Annotated in this window: 20 protein-coding genes; 5 read left to right on the top strand and 15 right to left on the bottom strand. The window is 66.2% G+C overall.

Annotated elements, in window-relative coordinates:
• Window positions 1-51: 51 nt before the first annotated feature.
• From ACMDW7_RS07670 to ACMDW7_RS07645, 6 genes are all read right to left on the bottom strand, one after another.
• Entirely contained in the window at window positions 52-1,605 is a 1,554-nt protein-coding gene (locus tag ACMDW7_RS07670; protein ID WP_377301815.1) for an acyl-CoA thioester hydrolase/BAAT C-terminal domain-containing protein, read from the bottom strand.
• Between the two features lie 317 nt (window positions 1,606-1,922).
• Complete coding sequence (locus ACMDW7_RS07665) at window positions 1,923-2,819, bottom strand: phosphotransferase family protein (protein WP_377302563.1); 897 nt, start codon at window positions 2,817-2,819, stop codon at window positions 1,923-1,925.
• 24 nt (window positions 2,820-2,843) lie between these two features.
• A complete protein-coding gene (locus ACMDW7_RS07660; protein ID WP_377301817.1) occupies window positions 2,844-4,211 on the bottom strand; it encodes a M48 family metallopeptidase in 1,368 nt (455 codons plus the stop codon).
• 84 nt (window positions 4,212-4,295) lie between these two features.
• On the bottom strand, window positions 4,296-5,159 hold the full coding sequence (locus tag ACMDW7_RS07655; RefSeq protein WP_377301819.1) for a class I SAM-dependent methyltransferase: 864 nt from the start codon (window positions 5,157-5,159) through the stop codon (window positions 4,296-4,298).
• A 38-nt stretch (window positions 5,160-5,197) separates the two neighbouring features.
• Window positions 5,198-7,390, bottom strand: a complete 2,193-nt coding sequence (locus ACMDW7_RS07650) for a malate synthase G (RefSeq protein WP_377301821.1) — start codon at window positions 7,388-7,390, stop codon at window positions 5,198-5,200.
• A gap of 55 nt (window positions 7,391-7,445) precedes the next feature.
• Window positions 7,446-8,117, bottom strand: a complete 672-nt coding sequence (locus ACMDW7_RS07645; protein WP_377302565.1) for a haloacid dehalogenase type II — start codon at window positions 8,115-8,117, stop codon at window positions 7,446-7,448.
• A 132-nt stretch (window positions 8,118-8,249) separates the two neighbouring features.
• Here ACMDW7_RS07645 and ACMDW7_RS07640 point away from each other — a divergent pair, with 132 nt between their 5' ends.
• Window positions 8,250-9,164, top strand: coding sequence for a LysR family transcriptional regulator (locus ACMDW7_RS07640; RefSeq protein WP_377301823.1), 915 nt, complete (start codon window positions 8,250-8,252; stop codon window positions 9,162-9,164).
• 195 nt (window positions 9,165-9,359) lie between these two features.
• Here the strand turns inward: ACMDW7_RS07640 and ACMDW7_RS07635 are convergent, their stop codons facing one another.
• The 7 genes from ACMDW7_RS07635 to ACMDW7_RS07605 form a co-directional block, all read right to left on the bottom strand.
• Entirely contained in the window at window positions 9,360-10,346 is a 987-nt protein-coding gene (locus ACMDW7_RS07635) for a flagellar brake domain-containing protein (protein ID WP_377301824.1), read from the bottom strand.
• A gap of 283 nt (window positions 10,347-10,629) precedes the next feature.
• Complete coding sequence (gene aceA, locus ACMDW7_RS07630) at window positions 10,630-11,922, bottom strand: isocitrate lyase (protein ID WP_054124159.1); 1,293 nt, start codon at window positions 11,920-11,922, stop codon at window positions 10,630-10,632.
• Between the two features lie 475 nt (window positions 11,923-12,397).
• A complete protein-coding gene (locus ACMDW7_RS07625; RefSeq protein ID WP_377301827.1) occupies window positions 12,398-12,634 on the bottom strand; it encodes a hypothetical protein in 237 nt (78 codons plus the stop codon).
• 71 nt (window positions 12,635-12,705) lie between these two features.
• Window positions 12,706-13,131, bottom strand: a complete 426-nt coding sequence (locus tag ACMDW7_RS07620; RefSeq protein ID WP_377301829.1) for a gamma-glutamylcyclotransferase — start codon at window positions 13,129-13,131, stop codon at window positions 12,706-12,708.
• A 124-nt stretch (window positions 13,132-13,255) separates the two neighbouring features.
• Window positions 13,256-13,771 (bottom strand): ribonuclease E activity regulator RraA, encoded by a 516-nt coding sequence (gene rraA, locus ACMDW7_RS07615; RefSeq protein WP_377301831.1) that lies wholly within the window; start codon window positions 13,769-13,771, stop codon window positions 13,256-13,258.
• A 2-nt stretch (window positions 13,772-13,773) separates the two neighbouring features.
• Window positions 13,774-14,601, bottom strand: coding sequence for a GNAT family N-acetyltransferase (locus ACMDW7_RS07610; protein ID WP_377301833.1), 828 nt, complete (start codon window positions 14,599-14,601; stop codon window positions 13,774-13,776).
• Window positions 14,598-15,896 carry an MFS transporter gene (locus tag ACMDW7_RS07605; RefSeq protein WP_377301835.1) on the bottom strand — a complete coding sequence of 433 codons (1,299 nt, stop codon included), beginning with the start codon at window positions 15,894-15,896 and terminating at the stop codon, window positions 14,598-14,600. The genes ACMDW7_RS07610 and ACMDW7_RS07605 overlap by 4 nt, the downstream gene beginning before the upstream one ends.
• A gap of 260 nt (window positions 15,897-16,156) precedes the next feature.
• Between ACMDW7_RS07605 and ACMDW7_RS07600 the strand changes: the two genes are divergently transcribed.
• Window positions 16,157-18,523 (top strand): TonB-dependent receptor plug domain-containing protein, encoded by a 2,367-nt coding sequence (locus tag ACMDW7_RS07600; protein WP_377301836.1) that lies wholly within the window; start codon window positions 16,157-16,159, stop codon window positions 18,521-18,523.
• Between the two features lie 281 nt (window positions 18,524-18,804).
• Window positions 18,805-19,350 carry a DM13 domain-containing protein gene (locus tag ACMDW7_RS07595; protein ID WP_377301838.1) on the top strand — a complete coding sequence of 182 codons (546 nt, stop codon included), beginning with the start codon at window positions 18,805-18,807 and terminating at the stop codon, window positions 19,348-19,350.
• On the opposite strand, the gene ACMDW7_RS07590 is transcribed toward ACMDW7_RS07595, so the two are convergent.
• Together ACMDW7_RS07590 and ACMDW7_RS07585 are read right to left on the bottom strand one after the other, a co-directional pair.
• Window positions 19,351-20,145 carry a hypothetical protein gene (locus ACMDW7_RS07590; RefSeq protein WP_377301840.1) on the bottom strand — a complete coding sequence of 265 codons (795 nt, stop codon included), beginning with the start codon at window positions 20,143-20,145 and terminating at the stop codon, window positions 19,351-19,353.
• A 170-nt stretch (window positions 20,146-20,315) separates the two neighbouring features.
• Window positions 20,316-22,391 carry a S46 family peptidase gene (locus ACMDW7_RS07585; protein ID WP_377301842.1) on the bottom strand — a complete coding sequence of 692 codons (2,076 nt, stop codon included), beginning with the start codon at window positions 22,389-22,391 and terminating at the stop codon, window positions 20,316-20,318.
• A gap of 50 nt (window positions 22,392-22,441) precedes the next feature.
• On the opposite strand from ACMDW7_RS07585, the gene ACMDW7_RS07580 reads away from it, so the two are divergent.
• Window positions 22,442-22,855, top strand: a complete 414-nt coding sequence (locus ACMDW7_RS07580; RefSeq protein ID WP_377301844.1) for a GNAT family N-acetyltransferase — start codon at window positions 22,442-22,444, stop codon at window positions 22,853-22,855.
• Between the two features lie 232 nt (window positions 22,856-23,087).
• A complete protein-coding gene (locus ACMDW7_RS07575) occupies window positions 23,088-24,848 on the top strand; it encodes a hypothetical protein (RefSeq protein ID WP_377301846.1) in 1,761 nt (586 codons plus the stop codon).
• Window positions 24,849-24,862: the final 14 nt, after the last annotated feature.

Genomic DNA, 24,862 nt, shown 5'->3' with positions numbered 1-24,862 from the left:
TTGAACTGTTCGGGCTCCCGCACGTCCCCGGATGCCCACGTGACTGCGGCCCTACTGCCCCAGACTGCTGCGCAGGAACTGGATGGTCTTGGCAAAGGCATCGGCCTGCGAGCGCGCCTCCGCCGCCGGGGTGCCGCCGATCTTGTAGGGCGTGGCGTTGTACGTCGTGGTCGGGCTCCAGCCGTGGCCGCCCAGGGCATGGCCGCCGCCCTCGTACACCAGACTGACCACCGGCAGATTGGCGCGGCGCCGTGCATCGGCAATGTTGCGCGCCATGGGGCCGGAGGCCCAGACCTGATCGTCCATGCCGCCGATCAGCAATAGCGGCCCCGCATAGTTTTCCACCGGAATGCGCGCCGCGGCCACACGGTCCGGATGGGCCTCGCGGCCGGCGTCCTGCGGGCGGCGCAGGCGCACCTCGGCGCCGGTGGCAAAGCCGGCAAACTCCTCGTTCATGCCCTTGTAGGGCACAAAGGGCAGCGGCTTGCCCTGCCAGGAGAAGCTGCTGCGCTGGCCGGGCACGGGCGCATCCGGCCCCCAGCCCTCCCAGACCACGTCCGTAGGCACCACCGCGACCACTGCGCGCACCCAGGGCATGCGCGTGGCCGCCAGCAGCACGAATTCCGCGCCCTTGCTGGTGCCCATGATGCCGATGCGATCTGCATCCACGCCCGGCTGCTGCGCCAGCCAGTCGCGCGCGGTCTGCAGGCGGTCGATCGGGATGTCCACAAAGCTGGGCGGCAGGCTGGGCAGCTCGGCCGGCTGAGGGCCCATCGCGGGCTTGCCGTCCGGCCCGATGATCGGCTTGCCATCTGCGCCCACCGTCGGCCCCCAGCTCGGCGGCGAGTAGTACGGCAGAGCCAGGGCCACATAGCCGTGCGAGGCCCAGAGCGGCGCGTCTGCCGTGATACGGCTGCCGCCCTCGCTGCCACCCAGCAGGATGAGCGCCGGGCGCTTACGGGGCAATGGGGTGGCGGCACCGGTTGCGCCGTTTTGAGCGTCCTCGGCCGGCCGCGCAAGCACGGCGCCTTCGAAGGGCACGACGCGCTCCACGGTCACGCCCGGGCGCTGCAGGGTCACGCGCAGCTTGCCTTCGGTGATCACCGCGCCGGCCGCGCTGTCCTGCCGCGCGGTGAAGCGCACCTCGCTGGCCAGCCAGCCGGCGGGCCGTGCGGTCTTGGTCGGCCGCATGGACCAGAACAGCCCGCGCAGATCCGCGTCTTCGTAGCTGCCATTCACCGGGGCGTCCGTGGCCAGATTCACCTCGCCGCGCGGGCTGGCTGTGAACAGCGCCTGGCTCTCGAACAGCACCACCGCCCCGCCCTCTTCCCGCGGCCGCTGCGCCGTGACATGCACGCGGCTGCCCGGCGCGAGCCCCTGGATGCGCAGGCTCACGCGATCACCGGGCACGAACTCCTCGGGCGGGTCAAAGGCAAAGCGCGGGCCGGTCTGCGGTACGGCCACCGGGGCAGACTGCGCTACCGGCTCGGGCGCCTGGCCCGCCGCGGCCTGAACGAACAGCGCTGCGCCAAGGGCGCAGGCGATCAGCCAAGCTTGGCGCATCGCGCGCGGGAGCAGCGTGGGGTGCTGGGCTGGGGTGTGCATCGCTCGGTGTCCCTCCATGGAGGCGCAGAGCGTATCAACGCCACGGTGCGCTGCGACCGCGTACGGCCAATCGGCAGGTAACCGTGGGTTTCCGCGGGAGGTATCGAGCAGGGACCGCCCAGCCTCGCGCCGCACCGGGCACGAACCTGCACAGGCCCCTGCCTGCTTCCGCTTGTCTGGTGCGGCTTCGCACGGCATCGGCCTCAAGGTCCTTGCTGCAAGCGCGCTTTCAGGCACATGCCTTGGAAACCCGCATCAGACCTGCGGAAACGGCCCCTGCGCTGAACGGAAGTGCCTTCGCCGGTGCAGCCGCGCCGTCAAGCAGCCGGCTGCTCATGCAGCCAGCGCAGGCGCCCCTGCAGCCGTGCGAGCTTTTCCGCGTCGTCGCCAGACAGCACGGCCATCCACGCCACGGTGAAGAGCGTGCGGGCGTGGATGCAGAGATGGAGCCGTTCGGCATCCCAGGGCGCCGGGTAGGCGGCGAGCACGGCTTCGCTCCAGGCCGCGTGGCTACCCAGGACCCGCGCGCCGGAGACCACACAGGCCAGATCCCATTCGACCGGGCCGAGAAAGGCGTCTTCCCAGTCGTGCCAGCGCATGCCCTGCGCCGTATGCAGCGCGTTGTTCAGGTGTGCGTCGCCATGAATCAGTTGAAGCGGCGCAGTGTTCGCCTCCAGTTGCGCGCGCAGCGCAGCGGATTGCGCAGCCAGCAGGGCGCGGTCCTCGGTGCTCAGACGAGCCTGCACCGCTGCGTGGGCGAGCAGTCGGTCGACCTCGTCGAATGGCTGCCAACGAGCAAACCGGGCCTGCAAGGGCGGCGGTACGGCACGCAGCGCAGCGTGACAGGCGGCCAGCGCGCCGGCGCTTTCGACGGGGTCTGGCGCAGCGGGCAACACGCGGGCGCGCTGCCAGAGGCTGATGGTCCAGCCGCCTTCCTGGTGCGGCCCCGCCCGCTCGCCATCCAGCGGCCCAATCACCGGCGCACCCTGCTGCGCCAGGTGCTGCACCAGTGCGCACTCGCGCGCAGCGAAAGCGTTGGCGTTGCGCACGGCAGTGGTGCCGGTCGGCACCCGCGCCACGACCGGCTGCGGCGAAAGCCACAGGGCCCGGTTGGAAAAGCGGCCAATGACTTCCGGTGCGGTCTCGCCCAACCCGAGGCGGCGCGCGAGTGTGGCGCAGGCCTGGGCCAGCGCTGTGTCATCACGCGGGGTCACTGCATTCAAGCCGGGCGCGCCGCGCTATTCGCTGGAGGCTGCGGACGGTGCAGTGGCAGGCGTCGGACTGAGCACAGCGCGGTTTTCCGCCTTCCAGCGCATCGCCATCAGCACGCGGTCGTAGGCCGAGGGATGGGTGTTGAAGATGAAGGCTTCCCACGCAGCCGGCTTGACCTTCCGATATTCGGACAGCTTGAGCGCCACCTCGGCAAAGCCGTCGGGCTCGCGCGCCACATTGATGCCGAAGATGTCGGCCTCGATCTCCTGGCTCATGGTCAGGTTGTTGGTGACCGGCGTGGCAAAGAGCATGACCGTGGAGAACACTGCCGCGAGCAGGGGCAGGCTGGCCACATCCGTCAGACCGCGCAGGCCCCAGCGGCTGCCGTAGCGCGCCAGCAGCCAGCTGCTGATGTGATGCACCGCCAGGCCTACGGCCACAAACAGCACCCCCATGATGATCAGGGCCTTGTAGATGTGATTGAGCACGTAATGCCCCATCTCATGCCCGGTGACGGCGCGGATCTCCGGCAGGCTGGTGCGCTTGAGCAGGTTGTCGTTCAGGCGGATGGCGGCGCTGCCGAAGATGCCGCTGACGTTGGCACTGATGCGGTGCGTCTGGCGCGAGGCATCGAACTCAAGGACGTCATTGGCAGGCACGCCGTTGGCCCGCGCCATGGACAGGATGCTGTCGCGCACCTCCCCGGCCGCCAGGGGCTTGTAGGTGTTGAACAGCGGGTCGATCACGGCCGGCGCGATCAGCAGCAGCAGCGCGCCGAACACCGTGGCCACGCCCGCGCCCCAGGCCCACCAGCTGCGCGGCGCGCGGCGGATCACGGCATAGAGCACCAGAATGGCCAGCGCCCCCAGCACGGCAGACACGGCCAGCCCGACGGCCTGGTCGGTCACCCAGGCGGCCAGGGTCTGATTGGACATGCCGAACGCGTGCTCACGAAAGAAGCCGGAATACACGGCCAGCGGCGCGAGCAGCAGGCTTGTGATCAACACATACAACGCGCCGTAGAGGGCTGTTCGCAGCCCGCTGGCGCGCACCCGCGCCTCGATCGCATCGCGCAGGCGGGCGGACCAGCCGGTGAACAGCAGCACCCCGGCCACGGCCAGACCGGCCAGCCAGCCCCAGAATTGCAGGGCGTTCTCGCCGTCCACATAGGCATTCACCCGCTGCTGAGCGGCGGCTGGAATGCGCGCCAGGTAGGCCGCGGTGGCGGCTTCCGGGTCAGCCGGCAGCGCGGCGCGCCAGGCGGCATCGGCCGGGAGCAATTGCGCCGCTTCGCGGGACGCCTTTCCGGCCTCCAGCGGCGCCAGCAGGCCGATCACGGCAGCCGCCAACACACATACCAACAGCAACGCCCAGGCTGCGATGCCTCGCTTCATGTCCATCCCTCCGAGAATTTTTGTGCGCGCAGCATAGGCCGGTCGCCGGCGCGTGTCTGCCCGGCGTGGCGACCGGGCCGCAGATCAGGCGCGCTTCGGCTCGCGGCGAGCGACCCAGATGTTGTGCCGCGACCCAGGTCGCATCGGCCCGCCGCGGTGATCGCCCATGCGCTGCGTCACCTGCAGGCCGGCGGCGTCGAAGGCGGCCTGCAACTCGGCGTCGCTGTGCAGGCGCACGGTGAGGTGGGCAGGGATCGGTGCCGCCGGTACGCCGTGGTGGATGATGAAGGCGTGGCGCAGCAGGCGCGTGGCGGCATCGAAGCGGTGGCGATGGTCGACGGCCACCGGCAGGCCGGTCTCCGGATGCGCATAGGCCCAGCGCCAGACCACGCCGGGCTTGCCGGTGGGGAAGATCGCCGGGTGGGCCACGGCCATGGGCGCGTCGCGCACCATGTCGGGCGGATAGGTGTCGATGACCAGTTCGCCGCCCGGTGCAAGGCAGGCGGCCGCTGCGGCGACGGCGGCATTCAGGTCCGCGGCATTGAGCATCAGGCCCAGGCTGTTGAACGCGATGAACACGCGATCGAAGCGCTGGCCCTCCAGCAGGGTGTCTGCGAGCGACGGGTCGCGCATGTCGCCGACCGCGAAGCGTGCGTCCAGCGCCTGCGCAGCCGCCTTGCGGCGTGCCGCCTCGATGAAGGCGCTCGACAAATCCACACCGCTGACGGCAAAGCCCGCCTTGGCCAGATGCAGGGCCACGCGGCCGGTGCCGCAGGCCAGCTCCAGAATGCGCGCGCCCTGCCCCGCCGACGGGGCCGCACCTCCGGCCATGCGCAGCCAGAAGGGCAGATCGCTCACCACGTCCGCATGAGCGGCGTCGTAGTGCGCGGGGTCAGTCAGGTAGCTGCCGGCGGTAAGGCGGTCCGGCTGGTAGTCGGTCTGGGGCACGGCGCAAGCTTATCGCTCGGGCCGTGCCCGGCCGCTGGTCAGCCTGCGGATTTCACCTTCAGGCGCCAGGCGTGCAGCAGCGGCTCGGTGTAGCCGCTGGGCTGCTCCTTGCCCTTGAAGACGAGGTCCAGCGCGGCCTGGTAGGCCGCGCTCTTCTCAAAGGCGCCGGCCATGGGCTTGTAGAGCGGGTCACCGGCGTTCTGGCCGTCCACCACCTTGGCCATGCGGCGGAAGGTGTCCTTGACCTGCTTTTCGGTCACGATGCCATGCGCAAGCCAGTTGGCGATGTGCTGGCTGGAGATACGCAGCGTGGCGCGGTCTTCCATCAGGCCCACGCCGTTGATATCCGGCACCTTGGAGCAGCCCACGCCCTGGTCCACCCAGCGCACCACATAGCCCAGGATGCCCTGCACGTTGTTGTCCAGCTCGGCCTGCTTCTCGGCGTCGCCCCATTTGGGCTTGGCCACCACGGGGATGGTCAGCAGGTCGTTCAGGAGCGCGTCGTGATCCACGGTGTCGAGTGTCTTCTCGATCTCCTTCTGCACGGCGAACACGTCCACCTGGTGGTAGTGCATGGCGTGCAGGGTGGCAGCGGTGGGGCTGGGTACCCAGGCGGTGTTGGCGCCGGCCTTCGGGTGGCCCAACTTCTGCTGCAGCATGGCGGCCATCAGGTCCGGCATGGCCCACATGCCCTTGCCGATCTGGGCGCGGCCACGCAGGCCGCAGGCCAGGCCCGTGAGCACGTTGTTGCGCTCATAGGCGGCGATCCAGCTGCTCGTCTTCATGTCGCCCTTGCGCAGCATGGGGCCGGCGAGCATGGAGGTATGCATCTCGTCACCGGTGCGGTCCAGGAAGCCAGTGTTGATGAAAGCCACGCGGCTGGCGGCCGCAGCCAGGCAGGCCTTGAGATTGACGCTGGTGCGGCGCTCCTCGTCCATGATGCCCAGCTTCACGGTGCTGTCGGGCAGGCCCAGCATCTTTTCCACGCGGCTGAAGAGCTCGGCGGCGAAGGCCACTTCGTCCGGGCCGTGCATCTTGGGCTTGACGATGTAGACGCTGCCTGTGCGGCTGTTGCGGATGCCGTTGGCGTTCTTGCCTTTCAGGTCATGCAGCGCGATCGTGGTGGTGATCACGGCGTCCATGATGCCTTCCGGGATCTCCTTGCCATCACCGTAGAGAATGGCCGGGTTGGTCATCAGGTGACCCACGTTGCGCACGAACAGGAGGCTTCTGCCGTGCAGGCTGACGGGCTTGCCATCGGCACCGGTGTAGGCGCGGTCCGGATTCATGCGGCGCGTGAAGGTCTTGCCGCCCTTGGCGACTTCCTCCGTCAGCGTGCCCTGCAGGATGCCCAGCCAGTTGGCATAGGCCAGCAGCTTGTCCTCGGCGTCCACCGCGGCCACGGAGTCTTCCAGATCCAGGATGGTGGACAGGGCGCTTTCGACCACGAGGTCGCACACGCCGGCGGGATCGTCCTTGCCGATCGCGGTGTTGCGATCGATGCGAATGTCCAGATGGAGCCCGTTGTGCTTGAGCAGCACACCGCTGGGCGCATTGGCGTCGCCCTGATAGCCGATGAACTGCTTGGCGGTCTTCAGGGTCGTGGTCTTGCCGTTCTTGAGGGTGACGATGAGCGCGCCGTCCTTGACTGCGTAGCCGGTGGAGTCGATGTGCGAGCCGCTCTTGAGCGGCGCGGTGCGGTCCAGCACGTAGCGGCAGTATTCGATGACCTTGGCGCCGCGCACGGCGTTGTAGGCACCGGCACGGGTGGCTCCGCCCTCCTCGCTGATGGCGTCCGTGCCGTACAGCGCGTCATAGAGCGAACCCCAGCGGGCGTTGGCGGCATTGAGCGCATAGCGGGCGTTCAGGATGGGCACCACCAGCTGCGGGCCAGCCTGCAGGGCGAGTTCGGCATCCACATTCGCCGTGGTGACCTTGACCTTCTTGGGCACGGGCTTGAGGTAGCCGATCTCGCCCAGGAAGGCCTTGTAGGCCTTCATGTTCTTGATCGGGCCGGGGTGCTTGCGGTGCCAGGCATCCATCTCGCTCTGGAGGCGGTCACGCTCGGCCAGCAGGGCGGCGTTCCTGGGTGCGAGATCGTGCACCAGCGCATCGAAGCCCTTCCAGAAGGCATTGGCCGTGATGCCAGTGCCCGGCAGCACGCGGTCTTCGATGAACTTGGCCAGGGACGTGGCCACTTGCAGGCCGTGGTAGGTGGTGCGTTGGGTCATGGTGATGATTCCGTGGCGATGTGAAGAGGACAATGAAAGTCGCAGAAGCTTGGATTCAGGCCAGTAGCGGCAGCAGGTCGGTGAGTGTGCGGCCCGTGTGTGTGGGGCTCACGTCAAGGCGCTCGGCGGGTTGGCCGGTGCGATTGACCCAGAAGCTGCGGTAGCCGTACCAGGTGGAACAGCAGGCGTCCCAGCCGTTGCTGGAGACGAAAAGAATCTCGGACGCAGGCACGCCAAGGGCCGCCGGGCCCAGCGCATAGGCCTCGGGCGCCGTCTTGAACTTGCGCACTGCGTCCACCGAGAGCACGTGATCGAACAGGCCTTCCATGCGCGCCGAGCGCACGGCAATCTCGAGCATCTGCGTATTGCCGTTGGACAGAATGCCCAGCGGCAGGCCGCGGGCCTTCAGTTCGCGCAGCGTGGCCAGGTTTTCCGGAAACGACGTCAGGCAGGCGTACTCCTGCATGAGCGCGTTTTCCTGCTCGGCAGACAGGTTCAAGGCGAGTTTCTCGGCAGAAAAACGCAGCGCGTCGCGCGTGATGTCCCAGAACGGCTTGTAGCGGCCAGACAGCGTGTACAGACGCGTGTAGCCGATCTGCGTGTCGCGCCAGAGCTGGGCCAGCGGGGCGCCTTGCCCGTTGAACAACTGCTCCGCCTTGGCCGTGACCGAATACACGTCGAACAGCGTGCCGTAGGCGTCGAAGACGACGGCGCGCACGGCAGGCAGGGCGGATGGCGTGGAGTTGGGCATGGCGAAGACTTTAGCCATACAAATTGCCGCTATTCGGCCGCCTGAAGCGGGGTTATCTTTTACTTTCGTGCAGTAATCGCCCTGCCCTCGCGCCTTCCAGACCCGCCCATGGACCATTTCAAGCAGATTTCCACCTTCGTCGCCGTGGCCACCAAGGGCAGCCTCACGGCCGCAGCGGCAGCCGAGGGCATCGCCCCAGCCATGGCCGGCCGGCGGGTGGACATGCTCGAGGAGCGCCTGGGCGTGAAGCTGTTGATCCGCACCACGCGGCGCATCAGCCTCACGCACGAGGGCCAGGCCTTTCTGGAAGACTGCCAGCGCATCCTGTCGGATCTGGCCAATGCCGAGGCCGCTGTGTCCGAAGGCGGCATCAAGCCCAGCGGGCATGTGAAGGTGTCGGCCCCCGCGGGCTTCGGGCGCCGGCATGTGGCCCCACTGCTGCCCGCCTTCTCCGGCAACTACCCGGAGGTGACGGTCTCGCTCGACCTGTCGGACCGGCTGGTGGATCTGATCAACGAAGGCTTTGACTGCGCGATCCGCATTGGCGATCTGGCGGACTCCGGTCTCGTGGCCCTGCGCCTGGCGGACAACCGCCGCGTGCTGGTGGCGGCGCCCAGCTACCTCAAGCGCGCCGGCACGCCGCGCAGCCTGGACGATCTCGGCAAACACCGCTGCCTGACTCTCGGCCCGGCGCTGGGGCCTGGCAGCGGCCAGCGTGGCTGGCAGTTCACGGTGGGCGGCGAAGCGACCCTGGTGCGCCCGCAGCCCTATCTGGAATGCAGCGACGGCGCCGTACTGCACGAATGGGCGCTGGCCGGCTGCGGCCTGGCCTGGCGCAGCTGGTGGGAGGTGGGTGCGGATGTGGCGGCCGGCCGGCTGACGACCGTACTGGATGAGTTTGCGGCGCCGACCACGGGCATCTTTGCGGTGTTTCCGCAGCGCCGGCATCTACCGCTGCGCGTGCGGGTGCTGATCGACACGCTCAAGCAGACCTACTCGAACCCGAGCTATTGGGACCGCTAGGGTTCAGACGGTCGACCGACGCGCTGGCGCATCTGTGAATCTCACGGAATCAGCCAAAAGAATAAGTTGAATTCGGCCGAGCCTTGGAGATGTGTGGGATACCCGCCTTACCGCTTGCTTGGTGCGGATCTTCAGCCCATCGTGTACTGATTTTGACTGGATTGGATCGTTTCCGGTCAAGCTAGTCGGTTAAAATCAGTCATCCACGGCATAAATCGGCACTTCGAGCTCTTGGACGATCTGCTGCAGTACGTAGGCGTGCATGGCGAACCAGGTTTCCTCGTCCGGCGCGGTAAAGGAGAGGCCATAAACGTATTCGTGATCGCCGGCGGGCTCCAGCTCGCGGGCGACCTTGGCGTCCACCTTGATCAGCCGGATGCGCTCGCCCACCTTCACACGGAAGGCGAGCTCGAAGCGCTCCACCTCCGGCGGCAGGCGCCGGCCCAGGCCCATGCGGGCGCCGCTGTCCGACAGATCGAGCAGCATGCCATGCAGGTCTTCAAGCTCGGTGGTGGCCTTGCCCAGGCTGTGGCGAGTGATGGGCACCTTGGCCACGCAGGGCAGCATGCACACCGCGCGCCGCGTGGAGCGCACGGGGGCGCGGCTCACCGCGTTGGCCGTGGGCCAGCTGAGGTGCACATAAGGAAAGGGCGAGAACGCAACCTTGGTCACTTCGAGCTGGAAGGTGAAAACCTCCTGCCCGGAGAATCCGCGGATGTCCCAGGCCTGACCTTCCTTGACGAAGACCAGCTTGCCCTCACGCTCCGGCGCACTGATGACCAGCGATTTGCCTTCCAGGCCGCCGATCAGCACGACGTTGAAGCTTTCCGTGCCGCCTGCAGCCGTCACGCGCAGCACGCGGCTGCTGGAAATGGCGCGCTTGGCCTTCTTGCCGACCACGCCCACCACCGGCCGGGGCTTCTCGGGCTCTGGCGGGGCGTTGGGGTGCAGCAGCTCGGGGCGGGTATGTTCCTCCAGCCGCGGCAGCTCGGCCATCAGCTGGGTTTCGAGAAACGAGGGGCGGAAGAATCCGTTGCCCTTGATGCGCTCCAGGGACTGCACGTTCGGCACGATCTGGCCCTTGGCAAGCAGCAGCGTGCCGTCGCGCGCATACACGGGGTCGCGCAGCGGCTTGCCGATGGGAATTGACCGCGGATCGACCGGGGTCATTGCTTGGGCCATGATGGGCTCAGAGGGATGGAGTGGTGCCTGTCCTGATTTTCGGCACTGCACGATCAAGCTGAAGCGCCGATAAGCCGCGCAATCCCCGCGCAGTTCGCTGCGGCGCACAAGGCGCCAAGTCGTGTGGCACCTCACAGAAGCAAAAAGGCCGGCTCCTTGCGGATGCCGGCCAGGCTGGCGGGCTGCTGCGGTGTCTCCCGCGGCTGGCCACGCCGTCTCCTCCTGCCTCGCGCGGTGCGCCGCGGATCTGCAGCGCCCGGCAGGCTTGCTCACCGTATCAGGTTCAGGCGACCTTCTTGTCGAAGAACTGTTCGTCCTCGGTCGAGCCCTTCAGGGCTGCGGTGGAGGCTTCCTTCTCGATCGTGGTGGTCACGGCGTCGAAGTAGCCGGTGCCGACTTCGCGCTGGTGCTTCACGGCGGTGAAGCCCTTCTCGGCCGCGGCAAATTCGGCTTCCTGCAGCTGCACGAAGGCACTCATGTTGTCGCGGGCATAGCCGTAGGCCAGGTTGAACATGGAGTAGTTCAGGCTGTGGAAGCCGGCCAGGGTGATGAACTGGAACTTGTAGCCCATGGCACCGAGTTCGCGCTGGAACTTGGCAATCGTCGCGTCGTCCAGGTTCTTCTTCCAGTTGAAGGACGGCGAGCAGTTGTAGGCCAGCATCTTGCCCGGGAAGTGCTTGTGGATGGCTTCGGCAAAGGCCTTGGCATAGGCCAGGTCCGGCTTGCCGGTCTCGCACCACACGAGGTCTGCGTAGGGCGCATAGGCCAGACCGCGGCTGATGGCCTGATCCAGACCGGGCTTGGTGCGGTAGAAGCCTTCCACCGTGCGCTCGCCGGTGCAGAAGGGCTTGTCGGTGTCGTCCACGTCGCTCGTCACCAGATCAGCAGCTTCGGCGTCCGTACGGGCCACGAGCAGCGTGGGCACGCCCATCACATCCGCGGCCAGACGGGCAGCAACCAGCTTGGCCACGGCTTCACGCGTGGGCACGAGCACCTTGCCACCCATGTGGCCGCACTTCTTCACGGAAGCGAGCTGGTCTTCGAAGTGCACGCCCGAGGCCCCAGCCTCGATCATGGCCTTCATCAGTTCGAAGGCGTTCAGCACGCCGCCGAAGCCGGCTTCAGCGTCGGCCACGATGGGCGCGAAGAAGTCGATGTCGTTCTTGCCTTCGCTCCACTGGATCTGGTCGGCGCGGGTGAAGGTGTTGTTGATGCGCTTGACCACCTGCGGCACCGAGTTGGCCGGGTACAGGGACTGGTCGGGGTACATCTCGCCAGCCAGGTTGGCGTCGCCCGCCACCTGCCAGCCGGACAGGTAGATCGCCTTCAGGCCGGCCTTGACCTGCTGCATGGCCTGGTTGCCGGTGAGCGCGCCCAGGGCGTTGATGAAGGGCTCTTCGTTGAGCAGCTTCCAGAGCTTTTCGGAGCCGCGCTTGGCCAGGGTGTGCTCGATCTGGATGGAGCCGCGCAGACGCACGACGTCCTCAGCGGTGTAGCCGCGCTTGATGCCCTTCCAGCGGGGGCTGGTCTCCCATTCGCGTTGCAGCTTCTGGGCTTCGAGTTCACGTGAAGACATGGTTTCCACTCCTGTTGAGACAAAAAAAGAAATCTGTGCGGTGACGCATGGACATTCAGGGGTGTGCGCGGCTGCCGCGTGCGGCAGGCCGGCGCGCTGGCGCGGCGGTTAGTGGTCGAACCACTCGCTGAAACAACCCGGTCGGCAGACCGGGCTTGCGCTGGCGCGGCATGGCGGCGCGGGGTACGCGGCTGCCATGTCACAAGTGCGTTGGGCTTGGGTTCAGGATAGGACGGTTTTGCGCTGCAGCAAACCAATTCTTATGTCTTATATAAGAATTTTTTCTCGTTCAAAATCAATGATTTGACTTGTGTCAATCACAATATGAAACGAGATGAGGAATCGTGAAACGCGCGGATGCGGCGGCGCCGCAGGGCGTTTCATCACTCGAAAAGCGCATTTCAAATAGCGAAATAACGCCTAAAGGAAGCTATCGGCCCCTGACGAAACTCCACAGAGGCGAAACACAAACCAGCTAGAGCGGGCTAGCCGGCACCTCGTAGTCCACCAGACCCAAATCGGCAAGCGGAATACCGTGAGCTTCAGCGTGCCGCTTGATGAGCGTAACGACCTGCATGTAGGCCATCCGCCGACCGCTTGCCTCTTTTCGATCCAGCGTGTCCCAAGCCGATAGGCTGGACCGGATCTCCGTCTTGAGTTCAGCCGTGAACGCCTTCAGGCATTGCTCATGTGTATCGAGGCGTCGTCGCATTCGATTGGTTCTCGTCAATAGATGTAGTCATCGATGCCACGACCGGCAGGCTATCCGGTCCCATGACTCGATCACGCATCCTCCGCATCCGGCAACAGCGCCCCTGCATCACGCAGCCTGCGGTACGCCACCCAGTCGCCCCCGGCAATCGGCGTCGCCTCAGCGGCGAACTTTTTGTGCATGGCGTAGACGATGGCGCTTTCGCGCTCGTCATTCACCGTCAGGCGCACCGTTTCCTTGGGGAACTCGTCGGGCGCGGCGGGGTATTCGGCTTCCAGGGCGTCGAGCTGGGGTTCGAGCGCGGGGGCGATGTCATACACCTCGCCCACCACCCAGTCGCCGGAGCCGTCCAGCACGAGGCCGGGGTAGGTGCCACGGTCATAGAGATAGCCGCGGATGCGGCTTTCGCCCACGTACCTGGGCGCGGGTTCGAAGCGGTTGATGTCGTTGGTTTCGCCGCGGCGCAGGGTGCCGTAGACGAAGAGCAGGCGGGCCATGGGAGTCTCCGGGGGCATGGGAGAGAGGTGGGAGAGACCGCCAGCTTACGAGTGCTGCCGCCCCCTTGCGCTCACGCGTTCAGGCGATCAGCGCAAATGCACACGGCTTCACCGCACGCCTGGCCTACAGCGCCTCGGTGCTGACGAGAATGCCGTCGCGGTCGATATAGATCCACTCGCCTGGCCGCACGGTCACGCCTGCGATGTCCACCGGCACGTTCACGCTGCCCGCGCCACCCTTGGGCGTCTTGCGCGGGCTGGCACCCAGCGCACGGACACAGACAGTGCAGGCGTCCAGCTCATCAGCATCGCGCACGGCCCCGTTCACAAGAACTGCGGCCCAGGCGTTCTGCTCGGCCAACTTGCCCAGGTTGCCGCCCACCAGTGCGCGGCGCAGGCTGGCCCCGCCATCCACCACCAGCACCCTGCCCTCACCCGGTGCTTCCAGCTGGGCGCGCACCAGCGTGTTGTCCTCGAACAGCTTGAGTGTGACGGCCGGGCCGCAGGCCGCGCTGCGCTGGCCGAGCGCGAGGCGGAACACGTCGGGCAGTACGCGCAGCCGGCCATCGGTCAGGCGGTCTTCGTGGGTGTCGCAGAGGTCCGTGGTGGCCGGTGTTTGCGGCAGCATGGCAAGGCTCATGGCTAAGGAAGGGCTTGGGGTTTGCGGTCAGCCGGGGACCGCAGCTGCATGCCCCAGTTGGATTCCTTGAGCCGAAAGCCGACGCGGCGATACACGCGATGGCCGGCCGCCTCGGGCTCGGCTTCGATCACCAGGCGCTCGCAGTGCCATTGCTCCATGGCTGTCCGCGCGGCCTCATGGATCAAGCGAGTGCAAATCCCACGGCCACGAAACTGCTCATGCGTCATCACATACTGAAAGCGCCCAAGGCGGCTTTCGTGAAACAGGCCGCAGCCGGCCACGAGCTGATCGCCCAGCCAGGCGCCAAACCAGCGCCCCATGCCGGCGTGCGCCATGGCGGCATAGCGTGCATGCTGCTTGCGGCGAAAGATCTCATAGCCCACGGGCTCGTAGCCATCGGCGCCGTCGCTCAACTCCAGCGCGATCACGGCCTCCAACTCGGTGGCGTAGTCGATCGGCCGGATCTGCACGTCGCTGCTGGCGAGCGCCGGGGCAGGCGGCAGCGCATCCAGAACCAAGGTCGCGTTCTCGAAATACTCGAAGCCCAGGTCCTTGAAGGCCTGGGGAATCCTGCCGGGAGACGGGCCATCCACGGCCAGGGCGATGTGCTGACTCTCCGGCTGGTGCGCGCCGATCTCCTCGTGAAAGCGGGCAATCCACTTGATGTCATCAAAGCCCTTGGGCGCCTGCGGAAACAGCAGGAAATTGCCCCAGTAGAAGGTCGGGTTGCCCGGCGTACGCACCACAATGCAATCCGGCCGTTCGATGATCTGGCCATCGAAGCGGGCAAACATCAGATGGGTCTGTAACCCGAGCGAGCGCACGTTCATGCGGCCACCGGTGCAGCCTGTGCAGTGCGGCTGCCCACCCGCCAGGCGGTCAGGATCGCAAGCGTCTGGAACACCGCCACAAACGCGAAGATCTTGTTGGTATGGCCATGGTCCAGCAACCAGCCGAACAGCGCCGGGGCCACCATCAGGCCCACATCCAGCCCGCTGTACACCACACCATAGACCCGCCCCAGGGCGCCCTTGGTGGCCGCCGCGCGGATCAGCATGTCGCGCGATGGCCCGGCCATACCGGCGCCAAAGCCCATCACCGCCAGCAGGAGCAACATGCCCAGCCCGGCCAGCGCCTTCGCGGCGATCAGCACCGCCGCCAGCGCGCTGATCGCCAGCGCCACGGCGATGATGCCGTCGTACCGATCAAACTTCGCCACGACCCAACCGCCGAGCAGCATGCCCACGGCCGACACCACCATATAGACCGTGATGATGGTGGACGACAGTTCTGCCGAAAAGCCGTATTCCAACGTGGCTACCGTGGGCGCAAAGCTCTGGATGGCGCCGACCGCCATGGTGGTGAAGAAAAAGAAGGTCCAGCACATCCACACCGCCGGGTTGGCCATGAAGGCCAGCGCGTTGCTCTCCCCGGCTTTCTGGCTCTGCCGTTCGGCCGCGCGTTGCGCCGCCAGGGCGCTGTCATCCAGATGCTTGCGCTGGCTTAACAGCACCGCGAGCGAGGCCAGCGCCGCGCAGCCCGCTGCCGCCAGCGCATGGCGCCAGCTGGTGGCCGCCGCAATGCCGGCCAGAAACACCGGCGCGAAAGCCCAGCCCAGGTTGCCCGTGATGCCGTGCACCGAGAACGCGTGGCCCAGGCGCGGCTTGGCCACACGCGCGTTCAGGATGGAATAGTTGACCGGGTGGAACACGCCGTTGCCCAGGCCAGCCAGCGCCGCGCTGGCATACAGCGTCCAGAACATGGGTGCTGCCGCCGCAGAGAACGCGGCGACCGCAAAGCAGCTGATGGCGAAATACAGCACCGGCCGGGCGCCCACGCGGTCCACCACAAAGCCGGCGCCGGCCTGCACGATGGCCGAAACCGTGAAGAACACCGTCATCAGCAAGCCGAGCTGCGTGTAGCTCACGCTGAAGGCCTGGGCCAAAAACGGAAACAGTGGCGCGGCCAGCAGCAGGTGGAAAAAGTGCGAGGTGCCGTGCGACAGGCCGATGAAGCTGATGGTGGCAATGTCTTCGCGGCGGCGCTGCGGGCCGTCCGCTGCGCGCTCGGCGGCCGGGTGCAGCACGGAGGCTGAGGCCGCCTGGGCGGTCGAAACCGGGGTCATGACGCAATCCTGCACAGACAAGACCCCCATCTTAAGACTCGCTGCGCGCCCCACAGTACGGCGGCGCGCAGCAAGCCAGCCTTGCGCCCGACAGCAACTGGACAGGCGTTTACCCGCTGACGGCTCGGGCTTGCGCGCGTGTAGATTGCCGGGTTTCGCGTCCTGCGGGAACTTCTTCAGGCCACGGACACAACATCAGCGACCCCGCCGGCCCCCACCGCGCAGGGGCGTCAAACACCCCTCCTCTCAAGACTGCATCCATGCCCGCCCAGCACACTGTTCGCTCCGCCCGCTTTGCACCGTCCGCCCTGGCGCTTGCCCTGAGCCTGGCCTTTGCCGCTCACGCACAGCAGAGCCCGGCACCGACACCCGCACCCAGTCCTGCACCGGCGCCGGCCACCGCCACTCCGCCTGCTGCGCCTGCACCGGCGCCGGCTGGCACGCCGGACGCTGCACCCGCACCCGCTGCAGCGCCTGCGCCCACCACCGGCCGCCCGGCCGGCGCGCCGGCCCAGCGCGTGCTGCCCGGCGTGGAAGTCACGGGCAACCGCACCGGTGAGAACGACCAGCGCCGCAACAGCACGGCCAGCAAGATCGTGATCGACCGCCAGACCATCGAACAGTACGGCGACAGCAACCTGGGCGATGTGCTGCGGCGCATGCCCGGCGTCACGCAGGGCGGCCCCCCGGGGCGCGGCGGCCCGATCCGCATGCGCGGCATGGGCGGCGGCTTCACACAGATCCTGATCAATGGCGAGCGCATTCCGCCGGGCTTCTCGATCGAGCAGATCACCCCTGAGCAGGTCGAGCGCATCGAGATCTTGCGCGCGCCCACCGCGGAAACCGGCGCCCGCGCGATCGCCGGCACCATCAACATCATCCTGCGCGAGCCACTGCGCCAGCTGTCCAATGATGTTCGCGCGAGCCTGCAGTTCGAGCGCGGCGAGCCGTCTGGCAACGCGAGCTGGAACCGCAACGGCGTGCTCAGCACCACGGGTACCTACAACGCGACCCTGAGTGCCGGCCACGACCGCAACCGCAACAGCAACGAGAGCCGCACCACCTACACCGATCTGCCCGGCGGCAACCTGAGCTTTGATCAGCGTACCCGCAGCGAGTCCGTGAACGACACAACGCGCCTGTTTGGCAGCGGCCGCTTCCAGTGGCGCCTGGGCCAGGGCGAGATGTTCAGCATCCAGCCCTTCGTTGTGCGCAACGAATTCAAGAACCGCTCGTCCGGGACGCTGGAGCAGCCCGTGGGCACAGCGCCGTATGCGACAAGCGAGTTCAACAACAAGGGCGACTTCTGGGTGACGCGCTTCAACACCCAGCTCAACAAGCGCCTGAACGAAAAGGCCCGCTACGAGCTGCGTGCCAGCGGCGGCCAGTTCAAGCTGGACAGCGCCTCGACCCTGCGCCAGTTCGACGGCAGCGGTGCGCAGAACCTCATCCAGCAAAGCAGCAACGACATCACCGACCGCAGCTGGAATCTGGCCGGCAAGCTGACGCATTCGCTGGACGGCACGCACAGCCTGGTTGTCGGCGGCGAACTTGAAGGCGTCAAGCGCAAGGAGTCCCCCGTCACGCTGCAGAACGGCGTGCCGCAGCTGGCCGAATTCGGCTCCACGCTGAACGTCTCCACCCTGCGTCAGGCGCTGTATGTGCAGGACGAGTGGGACCCAGCGCCCAACTGGTCCACCTACGTGGGCGTGCGCTGGGAGAGCATCGAGACCAAGAGCAGTGACGCTGGCACCCCGGTCAACAACAAAAGCAGCGTGACCACACCGCTGGCCCAGGCGGTCTGGCGCTTTGCCCAGCCGCGCCGCGACCAGATCCGCTTTGCGCTCACGCAAAGCTACCGCGCGCCCAACAGTCAGCAACTGATTGCCCGGCCCAGCCTGAACACGCAGTTCCCCGTGCCTGGCGCCAATACACCCACCAGCCCGGACCGCGCCGGCAATGCCGAACTCAAGCCCGAGCGCGCCAACGGCATCGACATCGCCTACGAGCACTACTTCAAGAGCGGTGGCATCCTGTCGGTGAACCTGTTCCAGCGGCAAATCAAGGACCTGATCCGCAACGCCACGAGCCTGGAGACCGTGAGCTGGGCGCCGGTGCCGCGTTACGTATCCCGCCCGGTGAACCTGGGCAACGCCGTAACCCGCGGCATCGAGTTCGACGCCAAGTTCCAGCTCACCGAACTGATCGACGACGCCATCCCGCTGAACTTCCGCACCAACCTGTCGGTGTTCGACAGCAGGGTGGATCAGGTGCGCGGCCCGTACAACTTCATCGACCAGCAGCCGCGCGCCACCGGCAACTTCGGTGTGGACTACCGCTTCCGCGGCACGCCGTGGTCGGTGGGCGGCAACGTCAACTGGACGCCGGCCTACACCACGCAGATCACCAACGAGCAGCAGCAGCGCCTCTCCACCCGCCACGTGTACGACGTCTTCGCGCTGTACGTCGTCAACAGCACTACGCGTGTGCGCTTCACGCTGTCCAACCTCTCGGCTGATGACAGCGTCACGGAGTCGAGCTTCCTGCTGCCGAACCAGCTGCAGAAGACCGTGAGCAACCAGCGCACCGACATCAACGGTTCGATCCGACTGGAGATGCGCCTCTAAGCCTTCTCGCTTGCCTGGCGCGGCTTTCCGGCCGATTTGCCCTCAAGACCCGCATGAATGCTTGATTCATGCGGGTTTTTCTTTGCCATATCCAGCGTTCATGCGCTTCTTCAGGCCAAAATGGCCGGAAAGCCGCACCAGACATGCGGAAAGCGGCTTCGGCCCAGCACTCGGTACAGCCGACCGCAGTGCAATTTCCGTGTTTTCCCTGAGCGCGGATCTGTAAGTCCGCGCCTTCTCTACGCGACCGACCGGCATTCTGCCCAGACCGCTTCATTGCCATGCGCCTTGCCCTGCCCTCGCTCAAAACCAGCCTGATCGCGCTGGCAAGTCTTGTCGTCGGCGTGGCGATCGGCGCCATTGCGATGCTGATCGCCTTTCCGTTTCTGTTCGCGCCACCGCCCGCAAACGACGCGCCGCCTGTGCCCATGCAGGCTCAAGGCATGCCCGGCCAAGCAGCCCAGGCAACGCAGCGCTTTCGCTTCGATGAGTCGGCGCCTGGCCGTGATCCCATCCACTGGGCCAACGGCACAGGCAGCTTCATGCAGACCGAGCAGGGCTGGGTTCTGCGCCTGAACAGCGACTTCAAGGCTGGCCCCGGCCCCAACTACTGGCTCTACCTGAACACCCGGGCGGTGGGCGAGGAATCTGCGTTCAAGGCCGACACAGGGCGCGTGAAGCTGGCACGCCTGCGCAGCTTCGAGGGCGCGCAAAACTACCTGCTCCCGCCCGGCGTGGACCCTTCACAGTTCCACACCCTCACGATCTGGTGCGAGAGCTTTGGCGTGTACATCGGCAGCGCAGCGATCGAGCGCGCCGCAAGCTGATCAAGCCTTGGGCCGATCTGGGTGCGGCGCGCCACACTGCGCCGCCAGGGCCCGGATGCGCGCGGCCACCGCCTCGGGCAGGCTTTGGTGGCGCGCCAGTTCATCAAGCAGCGCGAGCGCCGCTTGCGGCGTACGGTCAATGCCCGGAGCCCAGCCACGCACTTCGCTTGCGCGCGCGGGGTGACGCAGCTCGAAGCGCCGATCAGCCGTGAACGGATCTCGGCTCACACCAGGCGCATGCGCCTCGGCCGCGTCGATCAGCTCCATCACCCGGTCCATGGCATACACCTGCACCATGCGCATGGCAGCCACCCGCTCTCCGCGCAGGTAACGCTGCAGCCCGACCAGCAGATTGCTCAGCGCCTCGCCCACACGCCAGTCCGCGCTTTGCGGCTGCGGCAGCTCCGGCACGGGCGTAGCCCAATGCTCGGGCACCTCTTCCTCGCGGCGCCAGATCCAGCGCCCCGGCGCAAACGGAATGCCCGGCAGCTCCTGCGGCTCGAACACCGCAAACTCGCACAGCACGCCGTCGGCCATCAAGGCCTTGTAGCCATCGGCGGTGTTCTTGAACGCCCAGGCAATGGGGTGCGCCGCAGCCAGCCAGTCCAGTTCACGCACATACGCTGCCTTGGCGCCCGGGCGCACGATCACGAAGAAGTCCAGGTCGGACCACGCGTCAATGCGCGCGGTCTCCCGCCCCACCGAGCCCAGCGCCAGCAGGGCAAGCGCATCGGGGCGGGATTGGAGAGAGGCCGCGAGCGCCGCAAGGCGTTGATGGAGCCCAGCCGGGGTCATGCCACGGGCCTGTACTTCTGTATGGATCGCTTGAGGCGCAATTTTGTGGCGCAAGGCAGCAGCATGATCAAGGGCGATCTCGCGCTTCCCATGCGGATTTCCAGCCAATTTGGCCTGAAGAACCGCATGGATGCTCGATCTCGCCGATGAAGTCGCGGCACTACGCCCGATCAACGGGCGAGCAGCTCGCCCACCAGCGCATCGGCGCCGTAAACCACCCGCAGCGCCTCCAGCATCGCCCGCACGTCGACGGCAATGGCGCGGGCCTCGCGGCCCTCGTAGCCGAACTGGTTGCCGGTCTGCTCGATGTTGCCGTCGAACTGCACGCCCACCAGCTCACCGGCGGCATTGAGCACCGGCGAGCCACTGGAGCCGCCAATGATGTCGAGGTCGTTGACGAAATTCAGCGGCGTGTCGAGCTTCAGGCGGCCGCGCGCATCAAGCCAGCGCTTGGGTAATTCGAAGTCGGCGCGGTCAGGCTGACCCTGCATCATCGTGCTGCGCTCATACAGGCCATGGAAGGTGGTGGCCCAGGCGGTCCACACACCATCGCGGTCATAGCCGCGCACAAAGCCCCAACTCAGGCGCAGGCTGCCGGTGGCGTCCGGATAGAGGCCGGGCAGCTTGGCGGCGCGCTCCATGCGCGTGATGCGGTCGTAGGCGCGCTCCATGCGCGTGATGCGGTCGTAGGCGCGCTCCTTGACCGCGGCGATCTGGTTTTCCTGCAGCAGGCGCACCTGGCGGCGGAAGGCATAGGCCTCGCGCGCGACCATGATCAGCGGATCGCTGCTCGCGCGCACCGCGGCCGCGCCGCCCTCCACCAGCTGGCGCCGCACCTCCACATTGCCGAGCCCCGTGTTGGCCGCCCAGGTCTGCGCGCGGTTGGCCGGCGTCTGCCCGGCAAGCAGGGTGCGGACAAAGGGATGGTCCTTGCCCAGCGCATCCAGCGAAGCCTCCAGCCGCAGCTGCACGCGCAACGCCTCAAGCGGCGGATGGAACGGCGCCTGCGCTGTCAGTCGTCTGTTCAGGCGCTGAATGTTTGCAGCGGAGAAGGCCTTGAGACGCTGCTCGGCCGGCCACTCCTGCTCGAAGGCCAGATCCACGATGTCATAGGCCGTGGCCAGCAGGGTGCGCCAGCCGCCGGAGATGGCCGTGAGTTCGCGGCCGTGCTTGCGCTCCAGCTGCACGGCGGCCTCAATGTGCTTCCAGGGGTCATCGCCCTCCAGGGGCACGGCGGCGCGCACCTGCTTCTCGCGCTCCTGCTTGGCCTGCCAGAACTCCTCGCTCTGCATGCGGCGCACCGCACCATTCGTGGTCTTGAAGTAGTTCTGCGTGCCGAAGAGATTGCTCTCGGCCTGGGCCGCCGCCTGCGGCGAGCGTGCAGAGTAGGCCTTGAGCGCCTCGATCTCGCGCTTGGCGAGCTCCAGCTGCAGCGGCAGCCAGCTCTGTGCCTGGAAGCGTGCGTCGGCCACGGTGAGATGGCGCGAGGTGCTGCCCGGATTGCCGATGGCAAACACCGGCTCGCCTTCCTTGACGCCCTGCGCCGCCACGCGGAACCAGCGTGCGGGCCGGTAGGGCTTGCCGTCCACATAGGCGCGCAGCAGGGCGACGTCTAGGTTGTAGCGGGGGTAGACGAAGTTGTCCCGGTCACCACCGAACAGACCGATGGTGCGCTCCGGCGCCCAGACCAGGCGCACATCATTGATACGCCGGTAGCGGTACACCCAGTACTCCGCGCCGCGGTACAGCGTGACCACTTCACAGCTCAGCTTGGTCTGCTCGGTGCATTCGCGCTCAATCGCTGCGATGCGTGCGGCGCGCGCGTTCTCAGGCCCCGTGGTCACGCGCTGCGTCACATTCTCGAAAGACTCCAGGATCGAGACGTCCGCGCCGGGGCACTGGATCTCCTGCTCGCGCGACGCCGCGAGATAGCCGTCGCGGTAGATCGTGGGCCGCGTGGCGCTCAGCCGGAACAGGCAGCCTTCAGCGACGTGGTGGTTGGTGATGACCAGACCGTCGGCAGACACAAAGCCGGATGAGGAGCCATAGCGCCCTGCAGCCAGTCGCGCGTGCTCCAGCCACTGCGGTGTGAGCGTCACGCCGGTGGTCGAGGCAATTGCGTCCACCGGCACATCGTGCAGCGGATACACGCCTTCGGCCGACCAAACGGGCGCCATGACCACACCCGCGCCGAGCGCGAGCAGTGCGTGTTGCGTACGGGTTTTCGAGAGAATTCGAGAGCTCATTCGCGCTTCACCCCGACTGGGAAAGCGGCGATGCTAACGCGATGGCTCCCATGCGCATCGATACCTACAACACGCTACCGCCCGAGGCTGAGCTGATCGACGCCGGTCTGGGCGAGTTCAACCAGCAGGCTGCACCGCTGCACGAGGTGCAGCCACTCGCACTCATCGCACGCGATGCCCAGGGCCAGGTGACAGGTGGCGCCGTCGGCCGCACCTGGCGTGAGGCCTGCGAGCTGCAGCAACTCTGGGTGCAAGCCGATCTGCGCGGAAGCGGGCTGGGCAGCGAACTGATGCGCGGCTTCGAAGTCGCGGCCCGAGCCCGCGGCTGCACCCTCATCTACCTGGACACATTCAGCTTCCAGGCCCGCCCGTTCTACGAACGGCACGGCTACACCGTGGACGACACCATGGCGCTGCTGCCGCATGGCATCGTGCGCTGGCGGATGGTCAAGCGGTTTGGCTGATCGCCCTGACTTTCCGGGCGCGCAAGAGCATTAACTCAACTTTGGTACAGGGATAAGCCGAGCACCTCAGCATGAGAGGCTGAATTATTCTCGCGCCCGGCCACTGACGAGGTTCGCCATCAAATCAGAAAGCCGGGGGATGAACACATACTTGACAACGCGATATGCAGGTCTAACCGTGGCCTGCGCTTTCTTCGTGATTTGCGCGAGCGGATGCTCGGACGTCGCGCGAGTGTTTGCGACTCCCGACCAACGCATCAATACGGCGTTTCCTCTCAATTTCGAGCTACGGCAGTCCGTTGACTTACTCCTGTCGAAAGCAGCCGAGCCTCAACGCAAATCAATCGAAGAGCGACTGGACGCCAGACTTCGCCTTCGCGCAGTGAACTGTGCAAAAGGTTACGCACCAGGCCGATTCGCTACAGCTGAGGAAATTCGCACCCGCCTGACAGACACTGCATGCTTTGCAGCCGCCGATGTCGAGCTGCTGCGTTGGGTCTCTTTGCTGCGCATCGGGCAACTGTCGGCGGCACCGCCGCTCGTTCCCGTAACAGGGAGGTGGGCAAATGACATCGAAACGCCTGAACACGTCATTAGTGCGGAGTTTGCGTCGAGCGCCGCGGTGATGGTGCTCGACACCGGCTTAGGCCACATTGTTGTCGACGGTGTGACGGGGCGAGTCATGCGTCACGACGAGACCAGGCGCGCATTGCGCAAAGAAGTCTCACCGAACGGTCGGCTCATCGCCTCATCCTCGTCTGACGGTGCAAGCATCAGCGACGCAGAAAGCGGCGCTTCGCTCCTTGATTGGCCAAGTGTCCGAGGCGGGCTGCTGTGGATTGACGATAGGACGCTGCTGGCGCGCCATGTCAAGACCAAGGATGACGGGCGCGACACGCTGCTGATTGATCTCCAGACAGGTGAGTCAACTTCATTGGAGTCTCATCGCCTGTCGCCCTCCTTCCTCTATGCCACTAAACACCAGGATCAGTTCATCGACTTGAGCAGCGGAGCACCCAGGCAACTCAGCTTCGACCGCTCCGCGCGGAAAGTCACGGTATCTGGTGGCACCGCTAGTCAGCAGCAGGTTCGGTGGGAACGTGAGGCGATCCTCGGCCCGGGCAAGGCCATTGGGTCAGATTCGAGCAGCATCTACATCCTCGATCTTGAGACTTTGACGCAACAGCGCATCGACCTGAGCCCACTCAATGTTCACAGCGTCGCCGGCGGGAGCTCACTAAACCAACTGAGAGTTGAACTATCGGTCAGTGCAGGTGCGCCTCGTAGTCAGGTCATCCTCGATCTCAGTACCCAGCAGCTCTCGAAACTCATGGTTGATCGTATGCCCTCACCTCGCCTCGTACCCAAACCAAACGGGGCAGGCCTGTTCGCAATTCAAGGCAAGCGCTTGATTGCAGTAGACCTGCTGCCCACGGAAGCCCCAATGAGTCTGAACCAATTCGCCGCCCTCGCATCACAGCAGCTAAACGACGCCCGATTGCAGCAGTTCGAGCGGCGGTTAGCGGCAAGTCAGACTGCCGCAGCGCCGATCGCAGCACCAAGCAACCCACTGCTGGCAGAGCTTGCCAAGAATGCGCAAATTGAGGGCGTGGGTGTTTACCAAGCAGTCGTGCCTGGTGGTCGCCAAGCCGGAGGGTTCGGCGCACAACGGCTGGCTCGACCTGTCAACGTTCGGGTACGTGCAACAGAAGAGCCACTGATTCTCGTCTTGTCATCGTATGAACCCGTTCACTGGATGCTCCAGTTGGAGGCCGGTGCAAAACTCTCCGCGGTCGTGGTGAGCGGCTACTACGGTTCAGAAGTCTTCGGGGCCGGCAAAGCACGAACCTTTCAGATCGGCCGTGCGTACGCATACAGCAGCAGCAGCCCGGAGTATCAGCGCTTAAATGACGAACTGCAGCGTCAGATGGGTCGCCGCATTCAGGCCTTTCAAGGACGCTATGAAGGTAGCCTGTTCTCCGTCGGTGGATGATCAAGCGGTTTTCA

It is taken from the genome of Piscinibacterium candidicorallinum (genome assembly GCF_047549485.1).
GTDB lineage: Bacteria > Pseudomonadota > Gammaproteobacteria > Burkholderiales > Burkholderiaceae_C > Piscinibacterium > Piscinibacterium candidicorallinum.
The sequence above is the reverse complement of the archived record's forward strand: the minus strand, read 5'-3'. Positions and strand labels throughout refer to the sequence as shown.